The sequence below is a fragment of the Micromonospora haikouensis genome (assembly GCF_900091595.1).
GTDB lineage: Bacteria > Actinomycetota > Actinomycetes > Mycobacteriales > Micromonosporaceae > Micromonospora > Micromonospora haikouensis.
The window spans coordinates 89,568-110,902 of the sequence record NZ_FMCW01000027.1 but is presented as its reverse complement, the minus strand read 5'-3'; the positions used below and the strand labels follow the sequence as shown (position 1 = coordinate 110,902).

17 protein-coding genes are annotated in these 21,335 nt (G+C 73.2%); 9 read left to right on the top strand and 8 right to left on the bottom strand.

Annotated features, from left to right (window positions below; translation table 11 throughout):
• Window positions 1-15 precede the first annotated feature (15 nt).
• From GA0070558_RS24845 to GA0070558_RS24820, 6 genes are all read right to left on the bottom strand, one after another.
• Complete coding sequence (locus GA0070558_RS24845; RefSeq protein ID WP_082106380.1) at window positions 16-1,065, bottom strand: NAD-dependent epimerase/dehydratase family protein; 1,050 nt, start codon at window positions 1,063-1,065, stop codon at window positions 16-18.
• Window positions 1,062-2,390, bottom strand: coding sequence for an aspartate aminotransferase family protein (locus GA0070558_RS24840; RefSeq protein ID WP_198956460.1), 1,329 nt, complete (start codon window positions 2,388-2,390; stop codon window positions 1,062-1,064). The genes GA0070558_RS24845 and GA0070558_RS24840 overlap by 4 nt, the downstream gene beginning before the upstream one ends.
• A gap of 203 nt (window positions 2,391-2,593) precedes the next feature.
• The gene (locus GA0070558_RS24835; protein ID WP_091284078.1) at window positions 2,594-3,577 is read right to left on the bottom strand and encodes a lysylphosphatidylglycerol synthase domain-containing protein; all 984 of its coding nucleotides are present in this window, start codon (window positions 3,575-3,577) and stop codon (window positions 2,594-2,596) included.
• Window positions 3,577-4,584, bottom strand: a complete 1,008-nt coding sequence (locus tag GA0070558_RS24830) for a glycosyltransferase family 2 protein (RefSeq protein ID WP_091284076.1) — start codon at window positions 4,582-4,584, stop codon at window positions 3,577-3,579. Before GA0070558_RS24830 ends, GA0070558_RS24835 begins: the two co-directional genes overlap by 1 nt.
• Before the next feature lie 256 nt (window positions 4,585-4,840).
• A complete protein-coding gene (locus GA0070558_RS24825) occupies window positions 4,841-5,068 on the bottom strand; it encodes a hypothetical protein (RefSeq protein ID WP_043962046.1) in 228 nt (75 codons plus the stop codon).
• 40 nt (window positions 5,069-5,108) lie between these two features.
• Window positions 5,109-5,819 (bottom strand): AfsR/SARP family transcriptional regulator, encoded by a 711-nt coding sequence (locus GA0070558_RS24820; protein WP_091284074.1) that lies wholly within the window; start codon window positions 5,817-5,819, stop codon window positions 5,109-5,111.
• 201 nt (window positions 5,820-6,020) lie between these two features.
• On the opposite strand from GA0070558_RS24820, the gene GA0070558_RS24815 reads away from it, so the two are divergent.
• The 6 genes from GA0070558_RS24815 (at window position 6,021) to GA0070558_RS24790 (ending at window position 14,138) form a co-directional block, all read left to right on the top strand.
• On the top strand, window positions 6,021-6,971 hold the full coding sequence (locus GA0070558_RS24815) for a UbiA family prenyltransferase (protein ID WP_091284072.1): 951 nt from the start codon (window positions 6,021-6,023) through the stop codon (window positions 6,969-6,971).
• A 128-nt stretch (window positions 6,972-7,099) separates the two neighbouring features.
• Window positions 7,100-8,182: a sensor histidine kinase gene (locus GA0070558_RS34585; RefSeq protein WP_091284068.1), complete on the top strand. Its 1,083-nt coding sequence runs from the start codon at window positions 7,100-7,102 to the stop codon at window positions 8,180-8,182.
• A complete protein-coding gene (locus tag GA0070558_RS24805; RefSeq protein ID WP_256092112.1) occupies window positions 8,179-8,862 on the top strand; it encodes a response regulator in 684 nt (227 codons plus the stop codon). The genes GA0070558_RS34585 and GA0070558_RS24805 overlap by 4 nt, the downstream gene beginning before the upstream one ends.
• A gap of 156 nt (window positions 8,863-9,018) precedes the next feature.
• Complete coding sequence (locus GA0070558_RS24800; RefSeq protein ID WP_091284064.1) at window positions 9,019-10,260, top strand: AMP-binding protein; 1,242 nt, start codon at window positions 9,019-9,021, stop codon at window positions 10,258-10,260.
• A gap of 423 nt (window positions 10,261-10,683) precedes the next feature.
• A complete protein-coding gene (locus GA0070558_RS24795; RefSeq protein ID WP_091284063.1) occupies window positions 10,684-11,919 on the top strand; it encodes an RCC1 domain-containing protein in 1,236 nt (411 codons plus the stop codon).
• Between the two features lie 401 nt (window positions 11,920-12,320).
• A complete protein-coding gene (locus tag GA0070558_RS24790) occupies window positions 12,321-14,138 on the top strand; it encodes a hypothetical protein (RefSeq protein WP_256092111.1) in 1,818 nt (605 codons plus the stop codon).
• A 48-nt stretch (window positions 14,139-14,186) separates the two neighbouring features.
• Here the strand turns inward: GA0070558_RS24790 and GA0070558_RS24785 are convergent, their stop codons facing one another.
• Window positions 14,187-15,038 carry a DUF72 domain-containing protein gene (locus GA0070558_RS24785; RefSeq protein ID WP_091284060.1) on the bottom strand — a complete coding sequence of 284 codons (852 nt, stop codon included), beginning with the start codon at window positions 15,036-15,038 and terminating at the stop codon, window positions 14,187-14,189.
• Between the two features lie 116 nt (window positions 15,039-15,154).
• On the opposite strand from GA0070558_RS24785, the gene GA0070558_RS32990 reads away from it, so the two are divergent.
• Genes GA0070558_RS32990 through GA0070558_RS24770 form a run of 3 tightly spaced genes read left to right on the top strand, consistent with a single transcriptional unit; the run spans window position 15,155 to window position 20,747 of the window.
• A complete protein-coding gene (locus GA0070558_RS32990; RefSeq protein WP_141722312.1) occupies window positions 15,155-15,619 on the top strand; it encodes a hypothetical protein in 465 nt (154 codons plus the stop codon).
• A 2-nt stretch (window positions 15,620-15,621) separates the two neighbouring features.
• On the top strand, window positions 15,622-19,965 hold the full coding sequence (eccCb, locus tag GA0070558_RS24775) for a type VII secretion protein EccCb (RefSeq protein ID WP_091284056.1): 4,344 nt from the start codon (window positions 15,622-15,624) through the stop codon (window positions 19,963-19,965).
• 50 nt (window positions 19,966-20,015) lie between these two features.
• Entirely contained in the window at window positions 20,016-20,747 is a 732-nt protein-coding gene (locus GA0070558_RS24770) for a Clp protease N-terminal domain-containing protein (RefSeq protein WP_091284054.1), read from the top strand.
• A 50-nt stretch (window positions 20,748-20,797) separates the two neighbouring features.
• On the opposite strand, the gene GA0070558_RS24765 is transcribed toward GA0070558_RS24770, so the two are convergent.
• Entirely contained in the window at window positions 20,798-21,316 is a 519-nt protein-coding gene (locus tag GA0070558_RS24765) for a hypothetical protein (RefSeq protein WP_091284052.1), read from the bottom strand.
• Between the last annotated feature and the right edge of the window lie 19 nt (window positions 21,317-21,335).

Below are 21,335 nucleotides of genomic sequence, written 5' to 3'. Positions count from 1 at the left end.
TACCTCCGGTGCCGATCAGAAGATGGCCTTGGCCAGGCCGAGGGCGCCCTGCTTCCAGGGGTCCCGGCTGGTCCGGCCGGACGAGGTCGGTGCGGCGGTGCGGTTGTTGGCCCGCCACCAGTCGTAGGTGCGCAGGATGGCATCGCGGTTGGACAGTCGGGGCGTCCAGCCGAGCACGTCGCGGGCCTTGTCGACGCTGACGTAGGAATCGGCCCGCAGCTTGTGGATGAGGCGTCCGTAGACCGGGGAGAGCTTCAGCCGCTGCAGCAGCTCCAGCGCGGCGACGGCGGGGCGCACCGGCACCGAGACGACGCGCTTGCCGTGGCCGGCGGCGTCCAGCACCGCCTGGAAGTCCTCCCGCAGGGTGGCGAACTGGTCGGCGGCGATGTTGAACGTGTCGTTGGCGACGTCGTCCGGTGCGTGCAGCACGGTGCGTACCGCGTCGACCAGGTCGTCGATCGCCAGCATCTGGATCCGCACGTCGCCCTTGCCGAGCACCGGGAAGTTGCGGCCCTCCTCGGCCCACTCGAAGAGCATCGAGAACAGCCCCATCCGGCCCGGCCCGAGGAACGTCTTGGGCCGCAGCATCGGCAGCACCATGCCGGCCGCGCGGTACCGCTCGGCGACCTCCTCCGCGCCGGCCTTGGCCCGGCTGTACGGGTCGACCGGCTCGCGCGGGTACTCCTCGGTGGTGGGCACCACGTTCGGCAGGCCGTACACGGCGGTCGAGGAGACGTGCACCACCCGGGCCGTGCCGGCGCGGGCGGCGGCGTCGAGCACCGTCTCCGTGCCGCCCACGATGATCGAGCGGATCTCGTCCTCGGGGTAGCTGGGCAGGGCGGCGGCGGTGTGCACCAGGGCGTCCGCGCCGGCCAGGGCGGCACCGACCCTGGCCCGGTCCCGCACGTCGGCGACCGTGTACTCGACGCCCCGCACCGGCTCGATCGGGTCGCGCACGTCCAGGCCGCGCACCCGCCAGCCGTCGGCGGCCAGCGCCCGCACCAGGTGCCCGCCCAGCATTCCGCTGCCGCCGGTCACCACCACCGTCTTTGCGTTCTGATTCACCACAGCGACGACACCTTCTCCTTGACGAAACGGGTGACCAGCCGGGGCAGGCCCTGGGCGAGGGTCTGGTCCAGGCGGTCGAGGAAGTGCTCCACCTCGGCCGTGCCGGTCACCAGCGACGGGCCGACCACCAGTGGGTTCTTGCCGTTGAGCGTGTAGTACGTGTAGATGTCGTGGTCCCGGTAGAGGGCGCTGATGACCGCGCAGGTGACGAGCTTCGTGCCGAACTGCGGGTCCTTGGCCAGGCCGCTGGGCGCCAGCTTGGTGACCAGGTCCAGCACGCGCGGCGCGTCGAGGAACACCCCCCACAGGGCGCCAGCGCCGCGGACCTCGGCGACCGCGTCCGGGTGCTCCTTGGCGATCCGGGCCAACCCGGGGCCCAGGATCCGCTCGATGTCGCGGGCCCGGGCGGGGAAGTCCTCCTCCACCGCCACGTTGATCGCCTCGATCGCGGTGGCGGTCTCCTCGCCGAAGCCGTAGTAGGTGGTGCTGGTGCTCTGCAGCAGCGCGTCGTTGAAGCTCTCGTACGCCTTGTGGAAGATGGGCCGCCGGGCCACGTACGCGGAGATCGAGGACTTGCCGCCGCCGAAGGACTTCGACGTGGTCACCACGTCCGGGATCAGCCCCGGGTAGCGCATGAAGTAGAACATCGTGCCGGTCTTGCCCCAGCCGGTGTAGATCTCGTCGAAGATGAGCACGATGTCCTCGCGGGTGCACAGCTCGCGCAGCCCGCGCAGGAACTCCTCCGAGCACCAGCGCATGGTCGAGGCGCTGAAGGGTTCGATGAGGATCGCGTACACGTCGCACTTGCCCCGACGGTCCCGGGTCGCGTCGACGGCCGCCTGGACCGCGGCCAGGTCGTCGTACGGGAAGCTCACCACCCCCGGGATGCCGGGGAAGGTGAAGTGGTTCTGCGAGCTGCCGGTGAGGCTGCCCGAACCGAGCAGCTTGCCGTGGAAGCTGATGTCGCTGCGCATGATCGTGTTGCGCTTGCCGCCGTGGTACTTGTAGGCGAGCTTGACCGCGCCCTCCACCGCCTCGGCACCGGAGTTGGGCAGGAAGGACATGTCGAGGTCGCCGGGGAACACGGCGGCCAGGTTGTGCGACAGGGCGGCCAGGTACGGCGAGAAGTAGGTCTTGTGCACCTCCATCCGCCGCTGCTGCTGGAAGCGCTGCCGTGCGGCCAGGATCCGGGGGTGGTTGTGCCCGTGGTTGAGCACCCCGACGCCGCCGGTGAAGTCGAGGATCCGCCGGCCGTCCCGGGTGTGGATCCAGGGGCCCTCGGCGTGGTCGACCAGCTCCCGGCCGAAGCCGAACGAGGTCATCAGGCTGACCTGGCTCTTGTTGACGTGCTTGCGGTAGAGGTCCTGCACCTCGGCGACGGAGAGCTGCTCCGCGTCGTCGATGGTCAGTAGCTCGGTCATGAGGGGTCCTTTCCTCAGCGGGGTTTCACGGAGGTGGTGGTGGAGCGGAGGTGGTGGTGGAGCGGGGGTGGTGGTGGAGTCGGGGTGGTTGCGCCCGGCGGGGGTCAGCCGGGGGTCGGGGTGAGCCGGGCGTCCGCCCCGGCGGGTGGGGTGGCGGCGCGGCCCCTGGCGGCGAGCCGGTCCGAGACCGCGACCGTGAGCAGCGCCAGGCCCGCCGTGAGCACCTCGGCGAGGGTGCTGAGCACCCGGCTGGCCACCGCCGCGGTGACCGCCGCCGGCAGGGGCAGGACGGTGGACAGGGCCGCGACCACCAGCACCTCCCGCACGCCGGCGCCGTCCGGCACGAAGATGGCGAACGTGCCGGCGGTGGTGGCCAGGGCGAACGCGCCGACCGCCGCCGCCAGGGCGGCGCGAGCGTCCGCGCCGAGCAGCACCGCGACGACCCACAGGTGCACCCCCGAGAGCACCCAGGACAGGGTCTGCCACCCGATCGAGCGTCGGACCTCGGCTGGCCGGTGCAGCGGTGCCGGCTGGGGCCGGCGGGCGACCCGGGCGGCCAGCCGGACCAGGGTGTCGAGCAGCCCGGGCCGGACGGCCAGCACCACCAGCAGGGCCACCGGCAGGAGCAGCCAGGCCAGCCCGGCGCCGGTGCCGAGCACGGCCGGGGCCACCAGGAGCCCCACCGCGCCGCCGGTCAGCAGCACCACGACCAGGTTCACCAGGTAGGTGCCGGCCATCCGGCCCCGGCTGACCCCGGCGGCGTCGCCGAGCCGGAGCTGGGCCAGCAGGCCCCACAGCCGGCCCGGGACGAACTTGCCGAGGAACCCGACGAAGAACATCCGTACGCCGGTGCGGGACGGCACCTCCGCACCCACCGACGCCAGCGTCAGCGTCCAGGCCCGCATGCCGCAGAGCAGGCCGGCCCCGGTGACCAGCAGCGCGGCCAGCAGCCATCCGGCGGTGTCCGGCCGCAGCAGCCGGCCCAGCGTCGACCAGTCCTGCCCGCGCAGGGCCACTGCGACGCCGCCGAGCACCGCGACCACGAAGACCGCCGTGAGCGCCGTGCGCCACAACCGCCGCCGGCCCATCACCGACCCGCCGCGAGGGGCAGGGGGCGAGGGCTGCCGGTGCCGCGCAGCCGGGCGACCAGGCCGGCCGCCGCGCCGACCACGATGGCGAGCTGGGCCACCAGGTGTACGCCGACGAACCAGGCCAGGAAGGCCGTGCCGCGCTCGCGCCGGACGAACGGCAGCAGCCCCGGGTCGGCGAGCAGGAAGAGCCCGAAGCAGGCCAGCGGCGCGGCGAGCAGCGCCGGGTGCAGCAACCCCAGCGGCAGGGTGGCCAGCACCAGCGGGGCGGCCAGCACGCCGAGGGCGGGATTGACCGCGACGCTGCCGGCGCGCATGCGGTGCGCCCCGGCGAACGCCGCCAGCGGCAGCGACCGGCGGTACTGCTCGCGCAGCATGTCCCCGAACCGGGCGCAGTCGTCGTGCCGGCCGACCACCGTGTCGGTGAGCCTGATGCCGGTGACCCGGGCGAGCCGTTCGCTGTACTCGACGTCCTCGGCGTCGCGCAACTCCTCGTGGAACGGGCCGGCGGCGAGGAACGCGGACCGCCGCACCGCGGCCAGCGCGAAGATCGCCGTGTTGACCCGGCCCACGCTGCGCCGCCGCCACCAGTGCGCGTGCAGCACCTTGTAGTGCTCGATCGGCCCGTCGTCGTAGAGCGGCTGGGTGTCGTAGGTGCCGTGCACGCAGCCGCAGGTGGGGTCGGCGGCGAGCACCGCCAGGGCGTTGGCGATCGCGTCGGCGCGCAGCGCCACGTCGGAGTCGACGAAGAAGAGGATGTCGCCGGTGGCCGCCCGTGCGCCGATGTTGCGGGCCGCCGACACGCCCCGGTTGCCTCCGCCGTCGACCACCCGGCACGGGTACCGGGCCGCGATGTCGCGGGACCGGTCGGTGGAACCGTCGTCGACGACGATGACCTCGTACGGCCGGTGGGTCTGCGCGAACACGGCGTCCAGGCACGCACCGAGCGTCTTCTCGTAGTTGTAGTTCGGTATGACGACCGAAACTCTCTGCCCATCAGCGGCCATTCGGCCTCTCCCCCTCACTCCCGACGCCGTGGTCGACGTCGATGAATACCGGTGCCAACGACGTTAGGGACGTCGATTCCTCCGGCCAAGGTGGCGCATCCTCATTCGGGCGGGATTTCCTCGAAGGTGGAAGGTGTATCTACGACCATCAGCGCATGGGCTTTCTCGGCAGTGGGAAATCGGCAGAGAAAAAGGGCGCCCCGCACGTCTGGCACGACGTGCGGAGCGCCCTCGGACAGGGACGGTGTGGCTGGTCTCAGTTGCGGTGCGCGGTGTACAGCAGGATCGGGGGGCAGTCGTCGGCCACCGCCAGCAGGTTTCGCCGGACGCGGTGCAGGGCCTGCCGGAACCGGCTGCCCAGCGAGCTGCGGGCGGGCGGCGCCGGGTCCGTCACCGGCGGGCCGGCCGAGAGCCGGTCACCGGCGGCCCGGGGCGGTGCGGACGGGATCGGGGCCGGGTGCTCCAGCGGGATCGTGATGGTCATGCTGCTCCCTCCATGGGTGTGCGGTCGGTCCTTGCAGGGGTCACACCTGCGCCAGCCGGCTCTGGGCGAGCTCGTCCCAGCGCAGCGCCGCCGCCGTGATGCCGAGCTGGCGGTGGCAGTCGGCCAGGACGGTGAAGGCCGCCGGGTCGTACGGGTCCACCTCCAACGCCCGGCGGTTCCAGCGGATCGCGGCCCACCAGTCCCCGGACTCCAGGGCCAGGTCGCTGAGGAGCCGCAGGGCGTGCAGGGCGCGGACGCGGCACCACTCCCGCTCGGCCACCGCCCACTCCGCGTCCTGCGCGGGCAGCAGGTCGCCCCGGTAGACCTCCACCGCGCGCCGCAGGTGCCCGGCGGCCAGCACCCGGTCGCCGGCGGCGACCGCGGCGGTGGCGGCGGCGATCCGGCGTTCGAAGGTGGCCACGTCGATCCGGAGCTGGTCGGCCTCGAGCAGGTAGCCGCCGTCCACCGAGGCGATCCGCACCGCGGCGTGCCGCTCGCCCGTCGCGCAGAGGGCGCGCCGGGCGCCGTGCACCGCGGCCTTCACCGAGGTGGCGCCGGCCGACGGGGGCAGGTGCGGCCACAGCGTCGAGCGGAGGGTGTCCCGGCTGACCGGTCGGCCCCGGTGCAGCAGCAGGTATTGCACGAGCGCCTGGGACTTGCCGGCCCGCCAGTTGGTGACGGTGTGACCGTCGATGGTGATCCGGAATCCGCCGAGCAGTTCGGCGCTCGACGTGACTGCGATGTCTGACATAGTGTTCCACCACGCTCTGTCGTTCACGGGCTGTGGGTGCCCTGCCGACCGTAAATTGCCTGCGCGGTGGTGGCCAAGGTGGCGTAATCAATGTGGCGACGGAAGTAGCGTTAGGTGGTAGGTGCCCTGCTACCTACGTCGTAGGCGTAAGTGAGTGACTCGGGTGAACCGGGTAACGCGTTTCCCGCCCACCATATTCACATGACCTACCACTCGGTTATTCGGTTCGACCGGTACTCCCGGTCCGTCGGTGTCGTACGGCCGTCGTCGGTGGCGGTCGCGGAAGGCTGCCGGCACGTGGCGGCGAGCTGGCGGGAGGCCCGCCCCGTCGTTCAGGTCGTCTTCCAGTTGCGCTTCCTCGCGGGCGCGGCCGTGGCCGCCCCGCAGGCGGTGCTGACCCGGCCCGGGTCGCTGCTGGTCGGCGCGTTCGCCTGGCTCTGCGCGACCTGGTTCGTCTACCTGCTGAACGGGCTCTCCGACCAGGTCGAGGACCGGCGCAACGGCTCGCCGCGTCCGCTCGCCACCGGCGCGCTCCCCGTCGGCGTCGCCCGGCGGATCGTGGTGGCCCTGGCCGGGCTCGCCCTGGTCTCGGCGGCGGCGGTCTCGGCGCGCCTGGCCGGGCTGGTGGCGCTGATGCTGGTCCTCGGCTGGCTCTACTCGGCCGGTCCCCGGCCGCAGAAGGGCAACATGTTCGGCTTCGTGCTGGTGGTCGCCTCCGGTGGGATCGTCACCTACCTGGCCGGGGCCGCCGCGTCTGGCGGCCCGGTGGGTCCCGAGCTGGTGGTGCTGTCGGTGGCGATGTCGCTGTGGATGGCGCTGGGCGGCACCACCAAGGACCTCTCCGATGTGGCCGGTGACCGGGCGGCCGGCCGGCGCACCCTGCCGGTGCTGCTGGGCGACCGGCCCGCCCGCCGGTTGATGGCCGTCCTGGTGGTGGTGGCCGGCGGCGTGCTGCTGACGGGTGCCCTGGTGCTGACTCCGGTGCTGCTCCTGCCGGCGGTGGTGCTGGCCATCGGCGCGACGGGGGTGGTCGGTTGCCTGCTCACCGGGGCCGGCGCCACCGGACGGTGGCTCCAGCGCCGCCCGTACCGGCTCTTCATGGTCAGCCAGTACGCCGTGCACCTGAGCGTGCTGGGGCTGTTCCCCGGCTGACGACGGGCCGGGCGACGGGCCGCCAGTGTCGCCAGTGGACGGTTATCTTCGTCACTGTCAGCCGAGGGTCTACGCTCCGCGACAGGCGCGCTACCGTGGTAGCCTCTGGCGAGACAGCGGGGGGGTCCGTGGCGAATCCGTACGCGATGCAGCCCGTGGCCGAGGCCGAACTGTCCTCGATGGCGCGCGAGATTGTCGAAGCGTTTCAACACTCACTGCGTCAGCAGGAGAGTGACCTGGCCAATGGTCCCGACGTCCTGGCGCAGCTCGCGGCCCAGGTGCAGGCGGTGCTCAGTGATGTCGCGGCCCGGGTGTCCATGACGGACGCGCCACCGATGGACCTGGTCGGCGAGGCTCGGTTGTTCGCCGTCGACATCGGAGCCGACCGGGCCCGGCGCGGGATCCACCCGGTCCAGTCGCTCCGCGCCGCGACCACCCTCTTCGAGGTGATGCTGCCGATCATCACGCGTGGTCTGCCGGCCACGGACAGCGCCGGGGCGCTGCGACTCAGCCGCGCGCTGCACGAGGCGATCATGGCCCGGGTCGCACTGGCCTCGCTGTCGTACGTGGGCTTCCTCATGGAGAAGCTGCAGGCGTCCCGGCAGGAGGAGCGCACCCGGATCGCCCGCGAGCTGCACGACCGGGTCCTGCACGAGATGGGGCTCACCCTGCACCGGCTCGACCTGCACCGGCACTACGCCGACCGTGACCCGGAACAGGCCCGCGCGAAGATCGACTCGGCCATCGAGTCGCTCGACGAGGCGGTCCGCACGGTGCGCGGCCTCTCCGCCGAGCTCCGCCGCTCGGTGGGCGAATACGGCCTGGAACGCACCCTGCGCGGCTATCTGGAGGCCAACGTGCCGCCTCCGATGCAGTTCTCGCTGGTGACCAACGGCGATCTCAAGGTGCTCCCGCCGGACGTGCTGGAGGAGCTCTACCTGATCCTGCGGGAGGCCGCCCGCAACGCGTTGCGGCACGCCGCACCGAGCCGGGTGGACATCGCGGTGGACGTGGGAGACAACGCGGTGGCCGCCACGGTCGTCGATGACGGGTGCGGCTTCGACACGACAGATCCGGACCGTGCCCGGGGCGGCCTGCCGTCGATGTTCGAGCGGGCCCAGTTGCTGCACGGGCAGGTCGAGCTGATCAGCGCGCCGGGTCAGGGCACCCGGGTCGAGGTGCGGATCCCGTTCGCCGAGGCGGGCCTGTGACCGACACGGACCGGTCCCAGATCAGGGTGTGCCTGGCCGACGACCACACCCTGCTGCGCGACGGCATCAAGGAGATGCTCTCCACCGAGCCGGAGTTCGCGGTGGTCGGTGAGGCGTCCTCCGGCCCGGAGGCGCTGGCCCTCGTGATGCGCCTGCGCCCGGACGTGCTGCTGCTCGACGTGGAGATGCCGGGACCGGGCGCGGCGGCGGTGATCCGACAGGCCCGACGGGCGGCACCGGAGACCCGGGTGATCGTGTTGACCATGCACGACGACCCGGACATGGTGCACGATCTGCTGGAGGCCGGCGCCGTGGCATACCTGCTCAAGACGATCCTGCGGGACGACCTGGTCGCCGCGGTGCGCTCGGTGGTCCGCCGGCCCACGCAGAGCGTCCTGCTGGCGGTCTCCCGCGAGACGGTGGAGCGGCTGGACCGGCAGAAGCCGCGGACGAACGGCACGCCGTTGACCTCGCGGGAGCTGGAGGTCCTCCGGCTCACCGCGGAGGCGATGAGCAACGCGCAGATCGCCAGCCGGCTCTTCATCACCGAGGCCACGGTCAAGCGGCACCTCACCAACATCTACGCCAAGCTGCAGGCGGTGTCCCGGGTGGACGCGATCCGCAAGGCGACCGCCGCCCGGCTGATCAAGCCGATGGACGACCGGCCCAGCGCCCGCTGACGACCCACGCGGCGCGCACCGTGAGGCATGACCGGGCCGTGACCGGCGTCGCCTAGGTTGGTTCGGTCGGATGTCGTCGAGGTTTCGCCCGGTGTTCTCCCGGCCTCGCGCCGGCGGGATGTATGCCGGGCCAGTCTCCGGAACTGGGAGCGCCGCATGTCTGGGTGGAGGGAGTCCCGCTACTTTCAACTGGTGGTCAGCCAGGCCCGGGATTTCGCGGTCTGGCCCATCGGTCGACGGCCGCCCGCGGGGTGGCGGGCCATGCCGTTCGCCGGCACCATCCAGGCCTGTGGCCGACAGGTGGCGGAGCTGACCGGCGTGGCGCGGGCCAACGACCCGACCCGCTCCCTCGCGACCGACATCAGCCTCGTCGGTCTGCTCCGCAAGGCCGCGGGGGAGCAGCCCGACGCGCCGGCGCTGTGCGTCGGCGACCTGCGGCTGTCCTACCGACGACTGTGGGAGTCGATCGACGACGTCGCCGACCGGCTGGTCGCGGTCGGGGCGGGCCCCGGCCGGCGGGTCGCCGTCGTCGGCGAACGCGCCGAGGACCTGGTCGCGGCGGCCCTCGCGGTGCTGGCCACCGGAGCCAGTTGTGTCCTGTGTGTCGGCAGTCGCCCGGACGCGGCGGTGCGGGAGGCGCAGCCGGAGCTGGTGCTGACCCCGGCGGGGGCGGCGACGCCCGGCGGGTGGCCGGTGGTCCGGCAGCGCTGGCGGAGCGTGACCGGGGCGTTCTGGCAGGCCAACGGCCGCACCGAGGAGTCGCTGGCCGTGCCGGCGGGGGACGAGCCCGGGCCGTCCCTGGTGGTGCCGCTGGCCGACGGCGCGGTGGGTGTGGTGTGGCGTGGTTCGCAGCTGAGCTGGCTGGCCGGCGACTGTGGTCTGCCGCCGTCGGGCCACGGGGACCGGGTGAGCGTGCCGGCGTCGGCGGGCCCGCTGGTGGGTGTGGTGGCGGCGACGCGCGCGCTGCTCACCGGCGCGGAACTGCTCCTGCCGGCGGCGCACGCGCCGGGCGCGGGTGCCCGGGACGACGAGACGGCGGGGCCGGCACGGTGGTCGATGCGGATCGACCGGAACGCCGGCCGGGCCGACGAGATGGAACTGTTCGGCTTCGCCGAGACCTCGATGATGGCGGCGGTGGTGCCGGGGGGCGAGGTGCTGACGCCGTTGCCGCAGCACCGGTGGCACGTTCTCGACGCCGGCTTCGGGCCCGTGCCGGCGGGGGAGGTCGGGGAGCTGTTTCTGGCCGGCCCGATGCTGGCCGTCGGGTACCTCGACCGGCCGGAGCTGACCCTGGCCCGTTTCCTGCCCGATCCGCTGGGCGCGCCCGAAGGCAGCCGGATGTTCCGGACCGGGTGCCGGGCGCGGTGTCTGCCGGGGCACGGGTTCGCGCTCGTCTAGGGGGAGGACTGAGCGTACGGGGTTGTCGGGGCCGCAACCTGCCGGACATGGCATTGACATATCTCACTCGATGCTTCTAGGGTCTTGCCGAATCGGTTCGACGCCAGCGGACGGTCCGGGCTGCGTCCGGCTCCGTGCGGTACGGATGCCGTCGACGATTCGAAGACCATCCGGTCCTGCATGGGCAGTGAGACCGGAGATGGAGCCTGCGGAAGCGGAGCCGGGCACCGCGGGCACGTCGTGCGCCTCTCCCGGTGTCTCCCCAGCGGTGTGCGCCATCAGGAGCGGCGGCACGGGAGCGCCATAGATTGACGCTAGTCGATGCATAAGGTCAACTTATCAACGTGGCGGGCCGCTGGCGGCCTGCCGGGGCAACGCCGCCTCCGCCGTGCAGGAAACGACGTTTTGTGGGGAGAACAGCACATGAACGAACATCAGGACGGCAGTCGGTGGGCGCGCTGGGGGCGGGCGGCGAGAACAGCCGTCGCCGCGGCGACGGCAGCCATCGGGATCGCGGCGCTCGCCGTCGGAGTCACGGCGGGCCCGGCCACCGCGGGCACGGGCTCCGCCGCGCGCGGGTCGCTGAACGCCTCGCTCGCCGCCGTGCCGGTCGCCCGGGTGGCCGCGGGTAACGCGCACACCTGCGCGATTCCCGCCGACGGAACGCTGTGGTGCTGGGGCGACAACCTCAGCGGCCAGCTCGGCGACGGGACCACCACCAACCGCACCACCCCGGTCCAGGCCGGTGCGGCCACCACCTGGGCGCGCATCGACGCCGGCACCAGCAGCACGTGCGGGGTGCGCACGGACGGGACGCTGTGGTGCTGGGGCGGCAACTCCAACGGGCAGCTCGGTGACGGGACCTCCACGAGGCGCACCGCCCCGGTGCAGGTCGGTGACGCCACCAACTGGGCCAGCGTCAGCGTCGCCGCCAACCACACCTGCGGCGTCCGGACCAACGGCACCCTGTGGTGCTGGGGCCTGAACCGCAACACGCAACTGGGCACCGGTTCGTCTCCCTACTGGACGACCACCCCGCTGCAGGTCGGCACGGCGACCACCTGGGCGAGCGTCTCGACCGGATACGCGCACACCTGCGCCGTCCGCACCGACCGGACCCTGTGGTGCTGGGGTGACAGCACGGACGGCCAGCTCGGCCTCGGCATCCTGAGCTACCGGTCGACGCCGACGCAGGTGGGGACCGCGACCAGTTGGGCCGGCGTGACGACCGGCTACGCGCACACCTGCGCGGTCCGCACCGACGGGACCCTGTGGTGCTGGGGCGAGAACGGGTACGGCCAGCTCGGTGGCGGCACCGGTTTCCAGACCACGCCGGTCCAGGTCGGCACCGCCACCACGTGGGCCCGGGTCGACGCCGGCGTCGACTCGTCGTGCGCGGTCCGCACCGACGGCAGCCTGTGGTGCTGGGGTAACAACAACTCCGGGCAGTTGGGCGACGGCACCACCACCCACCGGAACACCCCGACCCGGATCGGCACCGCCACCACCTGGACCGACGGCTTCGCCGTGACCTACCACGGCTGCGCGATCCGCACCGACGGTGGCCTGTGGTGCTGGGGCAACAACATCTCCGGGCAGCTTGGCGACGGCACCACCACCAGCCGGTCGACCCCCGCACAGGTGGTCGTGTCGGCCTGACCGGACGTCCCGTTCTTCTCCGCCGCGCGGACCCCGGTCCGGGCGGCGTACCGACGGTAAGGCCCTGGCCTGGGTGCGAATCACCAGGCCAGGGCCTCCTTCTGTTCTCCCGGAGTGGCCGGGCATTCGCCGGCGCCATTCGCGCCCACCGGGGACCGGCTGACAGGAGCAGTCCTCGGCGGTACGCTGTGGGCGCTCGGAATCCGAGCCGGATATCCATTTTTGTCATTCAGCCGGATTTCTGCCGGACTCCCGGCAGTGATGCCGTAGACGTTTTGCCGCGCCCGAGTTGGCGATCCTCCGATTACGGTGAGTGTCGCTTTCGTCGTGTCCGGTAATCGTCAATGCATCGCGGCGAAGAGATTGTGTCGAGAGAGAGGGCATTGATGCATCGGCCCAGAATGTCTAGATGGCGGCTGTTCTCCGCCGTCGCACTCGGCGTCCTGCCGGTTCTCGCCGCCGCGCCGTCCACGGCGGCGGTTCCCGGGGAGTCGGGGCTGCTGCCGCGGGCGTCGACGACATTCGAGCACGAGTTGCTCGGAAAGGCGCTTCCCGACGAATGTTTCACCGGGATCGGGCAGCCCTATCCGGCCGGCCCGCCGTGTGCGCAGGGGCAGGCCAAGGTCAACCAGGCGTACGTGTGGTCGCTCGCCCAGGCCAACAATCGCCTGTGGTTCGGCACCGGAGCAAATGTTAACTGCATCGTAACGGGTTCGACTCTTTCCCTGCCGAACCCGCGGCTGAACGACGACTATGTCTGCGAGTTCGCGAGCAGTCAGATTGTCGTACAGAACCCGACCATGCCGACAAACGTGGGCGACCACCGGCAGCCCCGGGTGTACGTCTACGACCTGGCCTCCAAAGTGCAGACGGAGAAGACCGGCGTCATCATGAACGCGTCGGCCGACGACGCGTCCCGGCTGAAGAGGACGCTGGGCCTGCGGGCCGGCGGGACGCACCAGGGCGTCGTCCTGCTCGCCGGGCCGGCCCTCGGCCAGACGGTCAACATGTTCGCGTTCGACACGGCGACCGGCGACTACCTCGGCTCGGCCAACTTCACCAAGTACGGCAACATCCGCCACTTCCTGGTGGCCGGCGACGTCCTCTACGCGGGCGTCGGGGTCGGCGCCAACGGCCGGGACGGCGGGTACATGCTGCGCTGGGCCGGCGACCGGACCAACCCGTTCAACTTCGTCGAGGTCGGCAAGCTGCCCGCCCAGATCGCCGACCTGACGGAGCACGACGGTCGGGTCTTCGTCAGCACCTGGTCGGCGGCGACCGGCGGGTCGCTCGCCGCGCGCTCGGCGGCCCGCACCGGCTGGGGCCGTCCCGGTGTCACGCCGGCCGACGAGCCCAACCCCGCCGTCGCCGGCGTCTGGATGAGCCCGCCGCTGGCCGACGGCGCGCCCGGCCTGACGGAGGAGGACACCGTCGGCTGGAAGCAGGTCTGGAGCGCGGCGTCCTACGAGCCGGACCCGGTCATCGCCGGCACGTACGGCCTCGGTGCGTTGATGTCCTACCAGGGCTACCTCTACTGGGGGACGATGCACGTCCCGATGAAGTCGACGAGCGTGGTCGCCGACCTGTACCCGCCGGCCGACGAGACCGCGGCGCGGACGATGCTGGAGAACACCCAGCGCCCGGTGAGCATCTTCCGGGGCAAGCGGTTCGACACCGACCGGGAGAAGGTGGAGCTGCTCTACGGGGAGCGGGTGCTACCGGCGTACGACCCGACGGCGAACGAGGGCGCGGGCGCCTGGAAGTGGACCCCCACCGGCTACAAGCCGAAGTACGGCCACAGCGGTTTCGGTAACGTCTACACCAACTACACCTGGACCATGGCCGTCGCCGGCGGCCGGCTCTTCGTCGGCACGATGGACTGGAGCTACCTCGCGAAGGACCTGCTGCCCGAGGCCGCGCGGCAGATGGGCTTCGCCAACGCGGCGCGCGGGCTGAGCGACGACCTGGACCCGATCGAGATCGACCCCGAGCTCTACGGCGGCGACCTGTACGTGTTCGAGTCCAGCCTGCGGGGGGCCACCGCCGTGGACACGAAGGGGCTGGGCAACTACCTCAACTACGGCTTCCGCACCATGGTCGCCGACGGCTCGACCCTGTACCTCGGGATGGCCAACCCGATGAACCTGCGTACCGACCCGACGGACGACGTGCCGGAGGGCGGCTGGGAGCTGATCAGGCTCACCCCCACCGGGCGCTGACCGATCCCGGGGGGCTGCCCGGCGGCACCGGGCGGCCCCCCGGGGCACTCAGAAGAGGGTGAGGGGCCCGGCCGGCACCGGCTCGGGCAGCGCCTCGACGCCGGGCACGCGCCCGCGCACCTCGTCGTGGAAGCGGCGGGCGAGCGCGGGCGCGTCGGCATTGTCCGGGGTGTGGACGAACACGGTGGGCGAGCGGCCCTCGCGCAGCCAGCCGGCGACCACGTCGACCCAGTGCCGCCAGCCGTCGGCGGTCCGCTCGGGGTCGTCGCGGCCGAGGTACCGCACGATCGGCCGGTCGGTCAGCGCGCGGGTCCGCAGCGGCAGGCGCGGCTTCCTCGTCCACGCCTCCCGCTCCGCGTCGCTGGTCGGCGGGCTCGCGAAGAACGCGGTGGTGTCGAACGGGATCCACTCGGCGTCGGTGACGGCGAGCGTCTCCTCGAGCAGCCGCGCCGCGTGGGCGTCGGCGAAGAACGCGGGATGGCGCACCTCCACGGCCTGCCGGTGGGAGGCGGGGAGCCGGCGCAGGAACCGGGCCAGCGCGGGCACGTCGGCCGGGGCGAACGATCCCGGCAACTGGACCCAGAGCGCGTGGGCCCGGGGCCCGAGCGGCTCGATCGCGTCGAGGAAGGCGCCCAGCTCGGCGTCGGCGTCGGCGAGGCGGCGCTCGTGGGTGACGAGCTTGGGCAGCTTGACCACGAACCGGAAGTCGGGCCCGGTCTGCCGCGCCCACGACGCCACGGCGTCCCGGCTCGGGGTCGCGTAGAACGTCGTGTTCCCCTCGACCGCGTCGCACCAGCCGGCGTAGTGCCGCAGGCGCTCCTGGGCGGGCAGCGGGTGCGCCAGGAAGCGCCCCTGCCACGACCGGTGCGCCCACATCGCGCATCCCACGTGCAGCCGCATGGGCCAGACCCTATCCGGGCGCGCCGGGCCGGTGTCCTCCCCGGGTGGCACGGGCCCACCGGACTGGCGTCGGTGGTGTTGAATGTGGACATCCCGCCCGTCTGACGGAGGTGCGCATGTCGGAGCTTCAGCTGCTCGTGGAGCCTTCCGCGGCGGTCTCCGCCGAACGGGTCGACCAGCTCACCGGCGGGCTCGCCGACGACCTGCGGTCCGTGCGGGGGCTACGCGTCGCGTACGCCCAGTCGCCCGCGACCACCCACGGCAAGTCGCAGCAGGCCTGGGAGTTGGGGATGCTGGCCGTCGGCGGCCTCTTCTCGGCCGCCACCATGCGCACGATCGCGCTGATCGCGGTGGCCTACGCCGACCGGATCAAGGCCCGGTCGGTCCGGCTGCGCCGGGGTGACCGGGAGCTGGTGATCACCGGGGCGACGAAGGTCGACGACGCGCTCGTCGCCCAGCTCGTCGCGCTGCTGGCCGACCCGCCCCCGCCCGCCGAGCCGGGCGCGCTGCCGCCTCCGCCCGCCGAGCCGGGCGCGCTGCCGCCGGCGGGGACGAGCGGCGGTGCCGCCGCCGGGGGCTGACCGTGGGACAGCGCCGCGCCCTGCTGATCGCCAACGACCGGTACGTCGACGAGGCGCTGAGCGACCTGTACGCGCCCCGGGAGGAGGCGCGGGACCTGCTGAGCCTGCTCGCCGACGCGGACATCGGCGCATTCGACCAGACCGTGCTGCTGGAGAACGAGTCGAAGAGCTCGATCGAGCGGGCCATGGAGTCGATGCTGCGCGCGGCCGGCCCGGAGGACCTGGTCCTGCTCTACTTCTCCGGTCACGGGGTGCGCAGCAGCAAGCGGGGCCGGCTGCACCTGGCGGTGTCGAACACGGAGGTCGACCGGCTCTCCTCCACGGCGGTGTCGGCGTCGTTCGTCCGCGAGCTGCTCGACGAGTCGGACGCGGCGAGCTTCGTGCTCCTGCTCGACTGCTGCTACAGCGGCGCTTTCGAGGGGCAGGGCCTCAAGACCACCGACGACCTGGCCATCGACGGTGAGCTGAAGACCGGGTACGGCCGGTACGTGATCACCGCCACCAACTCGGTGGAGCGCGCCGACGACGGCCGCCCCGCGTCGGGGGCCGCGCCCCGGCTGCGCTCGGCGTTCACCGAGACTGTCATCCAGGGCCTCAGCACCGGTGCCGCCGACCTCACGGGCCAGGGCCGGATCACCCCGGACGACCTGTGGCGGTATGTGCGGATGGAGCTGCCGAGGCGCACGACGTCGCAGTCGCCGTCGCAGTTCGGGCAGGTCAGCGACGAGATCCACATCGCGCTGTCGCGGGAGGGCCACCACCGCCAGCGGCAGCGGCGCGACCACCGGGACCTGCGCCTCGGCGACCTGCTCGGGCCGCTGGAGCCGACCGACGACGTGCGGCTCTGCGCGGTCGACTGGCGGCGGCGCGGGCTGCTCAAGGTGCCGGTCGGCCAGGCCCACCGGCTCGACCAGCCGGCCGGCGAGCCGCTCTGGCTCGACCTCGCCTCGTCCGAGGGGCACCTGCTGGTGGTGGGGCGGGCCGGGACCGGCAAGACCACGCTGCTGCGCACCATCGTCGGCGGGCTGGCGCTGACCCACTCCGACCAGGAGGTGGCCTTCCACTGCCTGGAGTCCGGCGGGAACTGGCTGGGCCCGATGCGCCGCCTGCCGCACGTGCGCGAGGTCGTCGGCGACGACGAGGTCGCCGAGGTCGGCGCGCTGCTGGACCGGCTGGAGCGGGACGTCCTCGCCCGCAAGAAGCTGTTCCGCCGCTACGAGATGGAGTCGCCGACGAGCCTGCGCGCCCGGCGCGCCACCCTGGACGGCGGGCCGTACCCGGACGTGTTCCTGGTGGTCGACCGCTGGCAGGACTTCGCCGCCCTGCTGCCGGACTTCACCGCCCGGGTGGTCGACCTGGCCAACAAGGGCCTGGGGTACGGCGTGCACGTGGCCGTCGTCGAGCGCAGCTGGCGGGCGATCCCGGAGGAGCTGCTGGAGCTGCCGCAGGCCAGGATCGAGACCCGGCTGTCCCAGCCGCAGGAGTCGCGGGTCAGCCCCGACCTGGCGGGGCGGCTGCCGGCGAACCTGCCGGGCTGGGCGATCCACGGCCGGCGCACCTTCCGCATCGCCCTGCCGGATCTGACGGTCAGCGACGCCGATCCGGAGACCGAGGCTCCCGGCGCGGTGGACGAGGCCGGGCTCATGGTGTCGCTGATCGCGCAGGCGTGGTCGAGCGCGCGGGAGCCCGAGGAGGCCGTCGCCGGCCGGCGGGTGCGGGCGCCGTTCTCCGGGCACACCGACGAGGCGCTGGCCCTGATCGGGGTGGCGGACCACGCGGCGCTGGTCGACTTCGCGGGCGCCGACGAGCCGCTCGGCCCGGACTTCCTGCGGCTGCCGATCGGCGTGGCGGAGGACGGCCGGCCGGTGCTGCTGGACCTGAAGGAGTCCGCCCGGGACGGGATGGGCCCGCACGGGGTGCTGGTCGGCGCGCCCGCGTCGGGCAAGGGCGAGCTCCTGCGGGCGCTCGTGCTCGGGCTCGCGGCCCGGCACTCCGTCGCCCGGTTCAACGTGCTGCTGATGGACTTCAAGGGCGGCGCGGCCTTCGCCGGGCTGGACGGGCTGCCGCACGTCGCCGGGCACGTCGCCAACCTCGCCGAGGACCCGGCCCTGGTCGACCGGCTGCGGGACGCGCTCGGCGGCGAGCTGGCCCGCCGGCAGGAGCTGCTGCGGTCCGCCGGCACGCTGCCGAACTGGTGGGCGTACGAGCAGGCCAGGGCGGCCGGTGCGGAGCTGGTGGAGCTGCCGGTGCTGCTGGTCGTCTGCGACGAGTTCGCCGACCTGCTCACCGTCCAGCCGGACCTGGGCGAGCTGTTCGCCCGGATCGGCCGGGTCGGCCGGGCGCTGGGCGTGCACCTGCTGCTGGCCGGCCAGCGGGTCGAGGAGAGCCGGCTGCGCGGGCTGGACACCTACCTGTCGTACCGGATCGCCCTGCGGACGTTCACGGCGCAGGAGAGCCGGCTGGTGATCGGGGTGCCCGACGCGTACGGGTTGCCGTCGCTCCCCGGGAGCGGCTACCTGCGCACCGGGTCGGGTGATCCGGTCCGGTTCCGGGCGGCGTACGTCTCGGGGCCGGTGGGCCTGCGCACCGGCTACGCGGAGCCGCCGCCGCCCGACCTGGCCGGGCACAGCCTCGCGGACATCGTGGTGGGCCGGCTGCGCGGCGCTGGACCCCGTGCCCGGCAGGTCTGGTTGCCGCCGCTGGACGCCTCGCCCACCCTGGGTGGGCTGCTGCCGCCGGTCGACCCGACCGCCCCCGGGCCGCCGGCCCACCTGCCGGGGTTCCTCGCCGTGCCCGTCGGGGTCGTCGACCGCCCCTACGAGCAGCGCCGCGACCCGCTGACGGTGGAGCTGGCCGGCGCGGGCGGGCACGTCGCCGTGGTGGGCGCGCCGCTGACCGGCAAGAGCACGCTGGTGCTGACGGTGGTGGCCGCGCTGGCGCTGACGCACAGCCCCCGGGAGGTGCAGTTCTTCTGCCTCGACTTCGGCGGCGGGCGGCTGGGCGTCCTCGCCGGGTTGCCGCACGTGTCCGGGGTGGCCGGGCGGCGTGACGTCGAGGCGGTGGGCCGGACCGTCGCCGAGGTGGTGGGGATCCTCGACCGGCGCGAGGACCGGTTCGCGGAGCTGGGGATCGAGTCCATGGCGGCCTACCGCCGGCTGCGTGCCGAGGGCGCGTATCCCGACGACCCGTTCGGCGACGTGTTCCTCGTGGTCGACGGCTGGCCGACGCTGCGGCGGGAGCACGAGGAGTTGGAGGAGGCCGTCGCCGACGTCGCCGTCCGTGGGCTGTCCTACGGGGTGCACCTGCTGGTCACCTCCGGCCGCTGGGGCGACTTCCGGCCCGGCCTGCGGGACCGCCTCGAAACCCGGCTGGAGCTGCGCCTCGCCGACCCGTACGAGTCGGAGATGGGTCGGCGGGCGGCGGCGAACGTCCCGGAGCGGTCCCCCGGGCGCGGCCTCGCGGGCGACCGGGCGCACTTCCTGGCCGCCCTGCCGCGCGTCGACGGCCGCGACGGCGTCGCCGATCTGGCGGAGGCGACGGCCGAGCTGGTGGCGGGGGTGGCCGCGGCGTGGCCGGGGGAGGCGGCGCCGCCGGTGCGGCTGCTGCCGCTGCGGCTGACGGTCGCCGAGCTGGACCGCGCGTGCCCCGCCGGGGAGCGGGGCCTGCCGATCGGGCTGGACGAGGCGACGCTGGGCCCGGTGGTGCTCGACCCGGCGGTCGACCCGCACCTGGTCGTCTTCGGCGACGCCGAGTGCGGCAAGACGAACCTGCTCCGGCTCGTCGCCCGGCAGGTCGTCGCGCGTCACTCCCCGGCCGAGGCGCGGCTGGTGCTCGCCGACTACCGGCGGGGCCTGCTCGGCGCCGTCGAGGGGGAGCACCTGCTCGACTACGCCCCCTCCGAGCAGTCCTTCGCCCAGACGGTCGCGGAGATCCGTGCCGTCCTGCACGAACGGCTCCCGGGCCCGGACGTCACCCCGCAGCAGCTGCGCGAACGGAGCTGGTGGCGGGGCCCGGAGCTGTTCGTCCTGGTGGACGACTACGACCTCATGGCGGCGGGTGGGACCAACCCGCTGCACGCCCTGCGGGAGTTGCTGCCGGTGGCGGGGGAGGTCGGCCTGCACGTGGTGCTGGCCCGGCGGAGCGGCGGGGCGGGGCGCGCGATCTACGAGCCGGTGCTGCAGACCCTGCGGGAGCTGGGCTCGGCCGGGCTGCTGATGTCGGGCGACCGGGGGGAGGGGGCGATCCTCGGGAGCCTGCGCCCGCGTCCGCTGCCGCCGGGCCGGGGGGTGCTGGTCCGCCGCCGGGAGGGGCAGCAGTTGATCCAGACCGCGCTCGCGGAGGCGTGATCGTCAACTTCGGGTTGACGATCCGAGGTGCGTCAACCTATGGTTGACGCATGACGGAATACGCCCAGCTTCCCAGTTCGGTCCGGCTCGACGACCTCATCGCGGGGATCAAGAAGGCCCGCCCCGACGTGCTCGACCAGCTCGCCGACGCGGTCGTGGCCGCCGACCACCTCGGCGACATCGCCGATCACCTCATCGGCCACTTCGTCGACCAGGCCCGCCGCTCCGGCGCGTCCTGGACGGAGATCGGCCGCAGCATGGGGGTCAGCAAGCAGGCCGCCCAGAAGCGTTCCGCCGCCAAGGCGGAGACCGCCGCCACGCTCGACCCGAGCGCCGGGTTCGGCCGGTTCACCCCGCGCGCCCGCAACGTGGTGCTGGCCTCGCAGGAGGAGGCGCGCGCCGCCGGCAACGCCGAGATCACCCCGGGACACGTCGCGCTCGGCCTGCTCGCCGAGCCGGAGGGACTGGCGGCCGCGTTGATCGCGGCCCGGGGCGTACCCCTGGAACGGGTCCGGGAGGCCGTCACCGCGACCCTGCCGGCGCAGGCCGACCCGGTCCCGGAGCTGGTCCCCTTCGACGCGCGGGCCAAGAAGGTCCTGGAACTGACGTTTCGGGAGGCGCTGCGCATGGGGCACAACTACGTCGGCACGGAGCACATCCTGCTCGCCCTGCTGGAGGAGGAGGGCGGCGACGGCGTGCTCGGCGGGCTCGGTCTGGAGAAGGACGCCATGGAGTCCGCCGTGGAGGGCGCGCTGGCCGAGCTCACCCGCAAGCGGGCCTGAGCCGCGTCGGGCACGCGCCACGGGGGTGCGTGCCCGACGTGCGGCGGGGGTCAGTCTTCGGCGGGGAAGCCGTAGCGGGCCGCGTGCTCCGGGTCGGCCGGGTCGACCTGCCGGATGCCGGCGTCGGCGAGCCGCTTGTTCACCTCGTCGAGCTGCTCCCGGACCAGCCGGGCCTCCTCCTCGGTGACCCGCCCCCGGTGCGGCTTGCCGGCGTGCTCGATCGTGCCGTAGTCGATCTTCTCGGCACCCTTGCGGGCCTTCGGCGGGCGCACCCGCTCGGCGGTTTTCAGCAACTGGGCCATCGGCACGTCGGTGGCCAGCGCGTCGAACTCGCTGGCCGTCAGCACCACCCGGCGGGGCTCGCCGCCGCCGTGCCGGTCGTGGATCTCGACCACCGCGACGTCCAGGGCCGCGTCGTCGATGCTCTCCACCTCCGTCGCGGTGGCGTCCAGCTGCACGGGCCCCGCGACCAGGTCGGGGTGCTCCAGCACCACGACGCGGACCACCTCGTCGTCCGGCTGCAGAACGGTGCCGCTGAAGTCGGAGACGTGGATCGTCTTCTTGCCCATGCGCGGAGCTTCTCCTGTC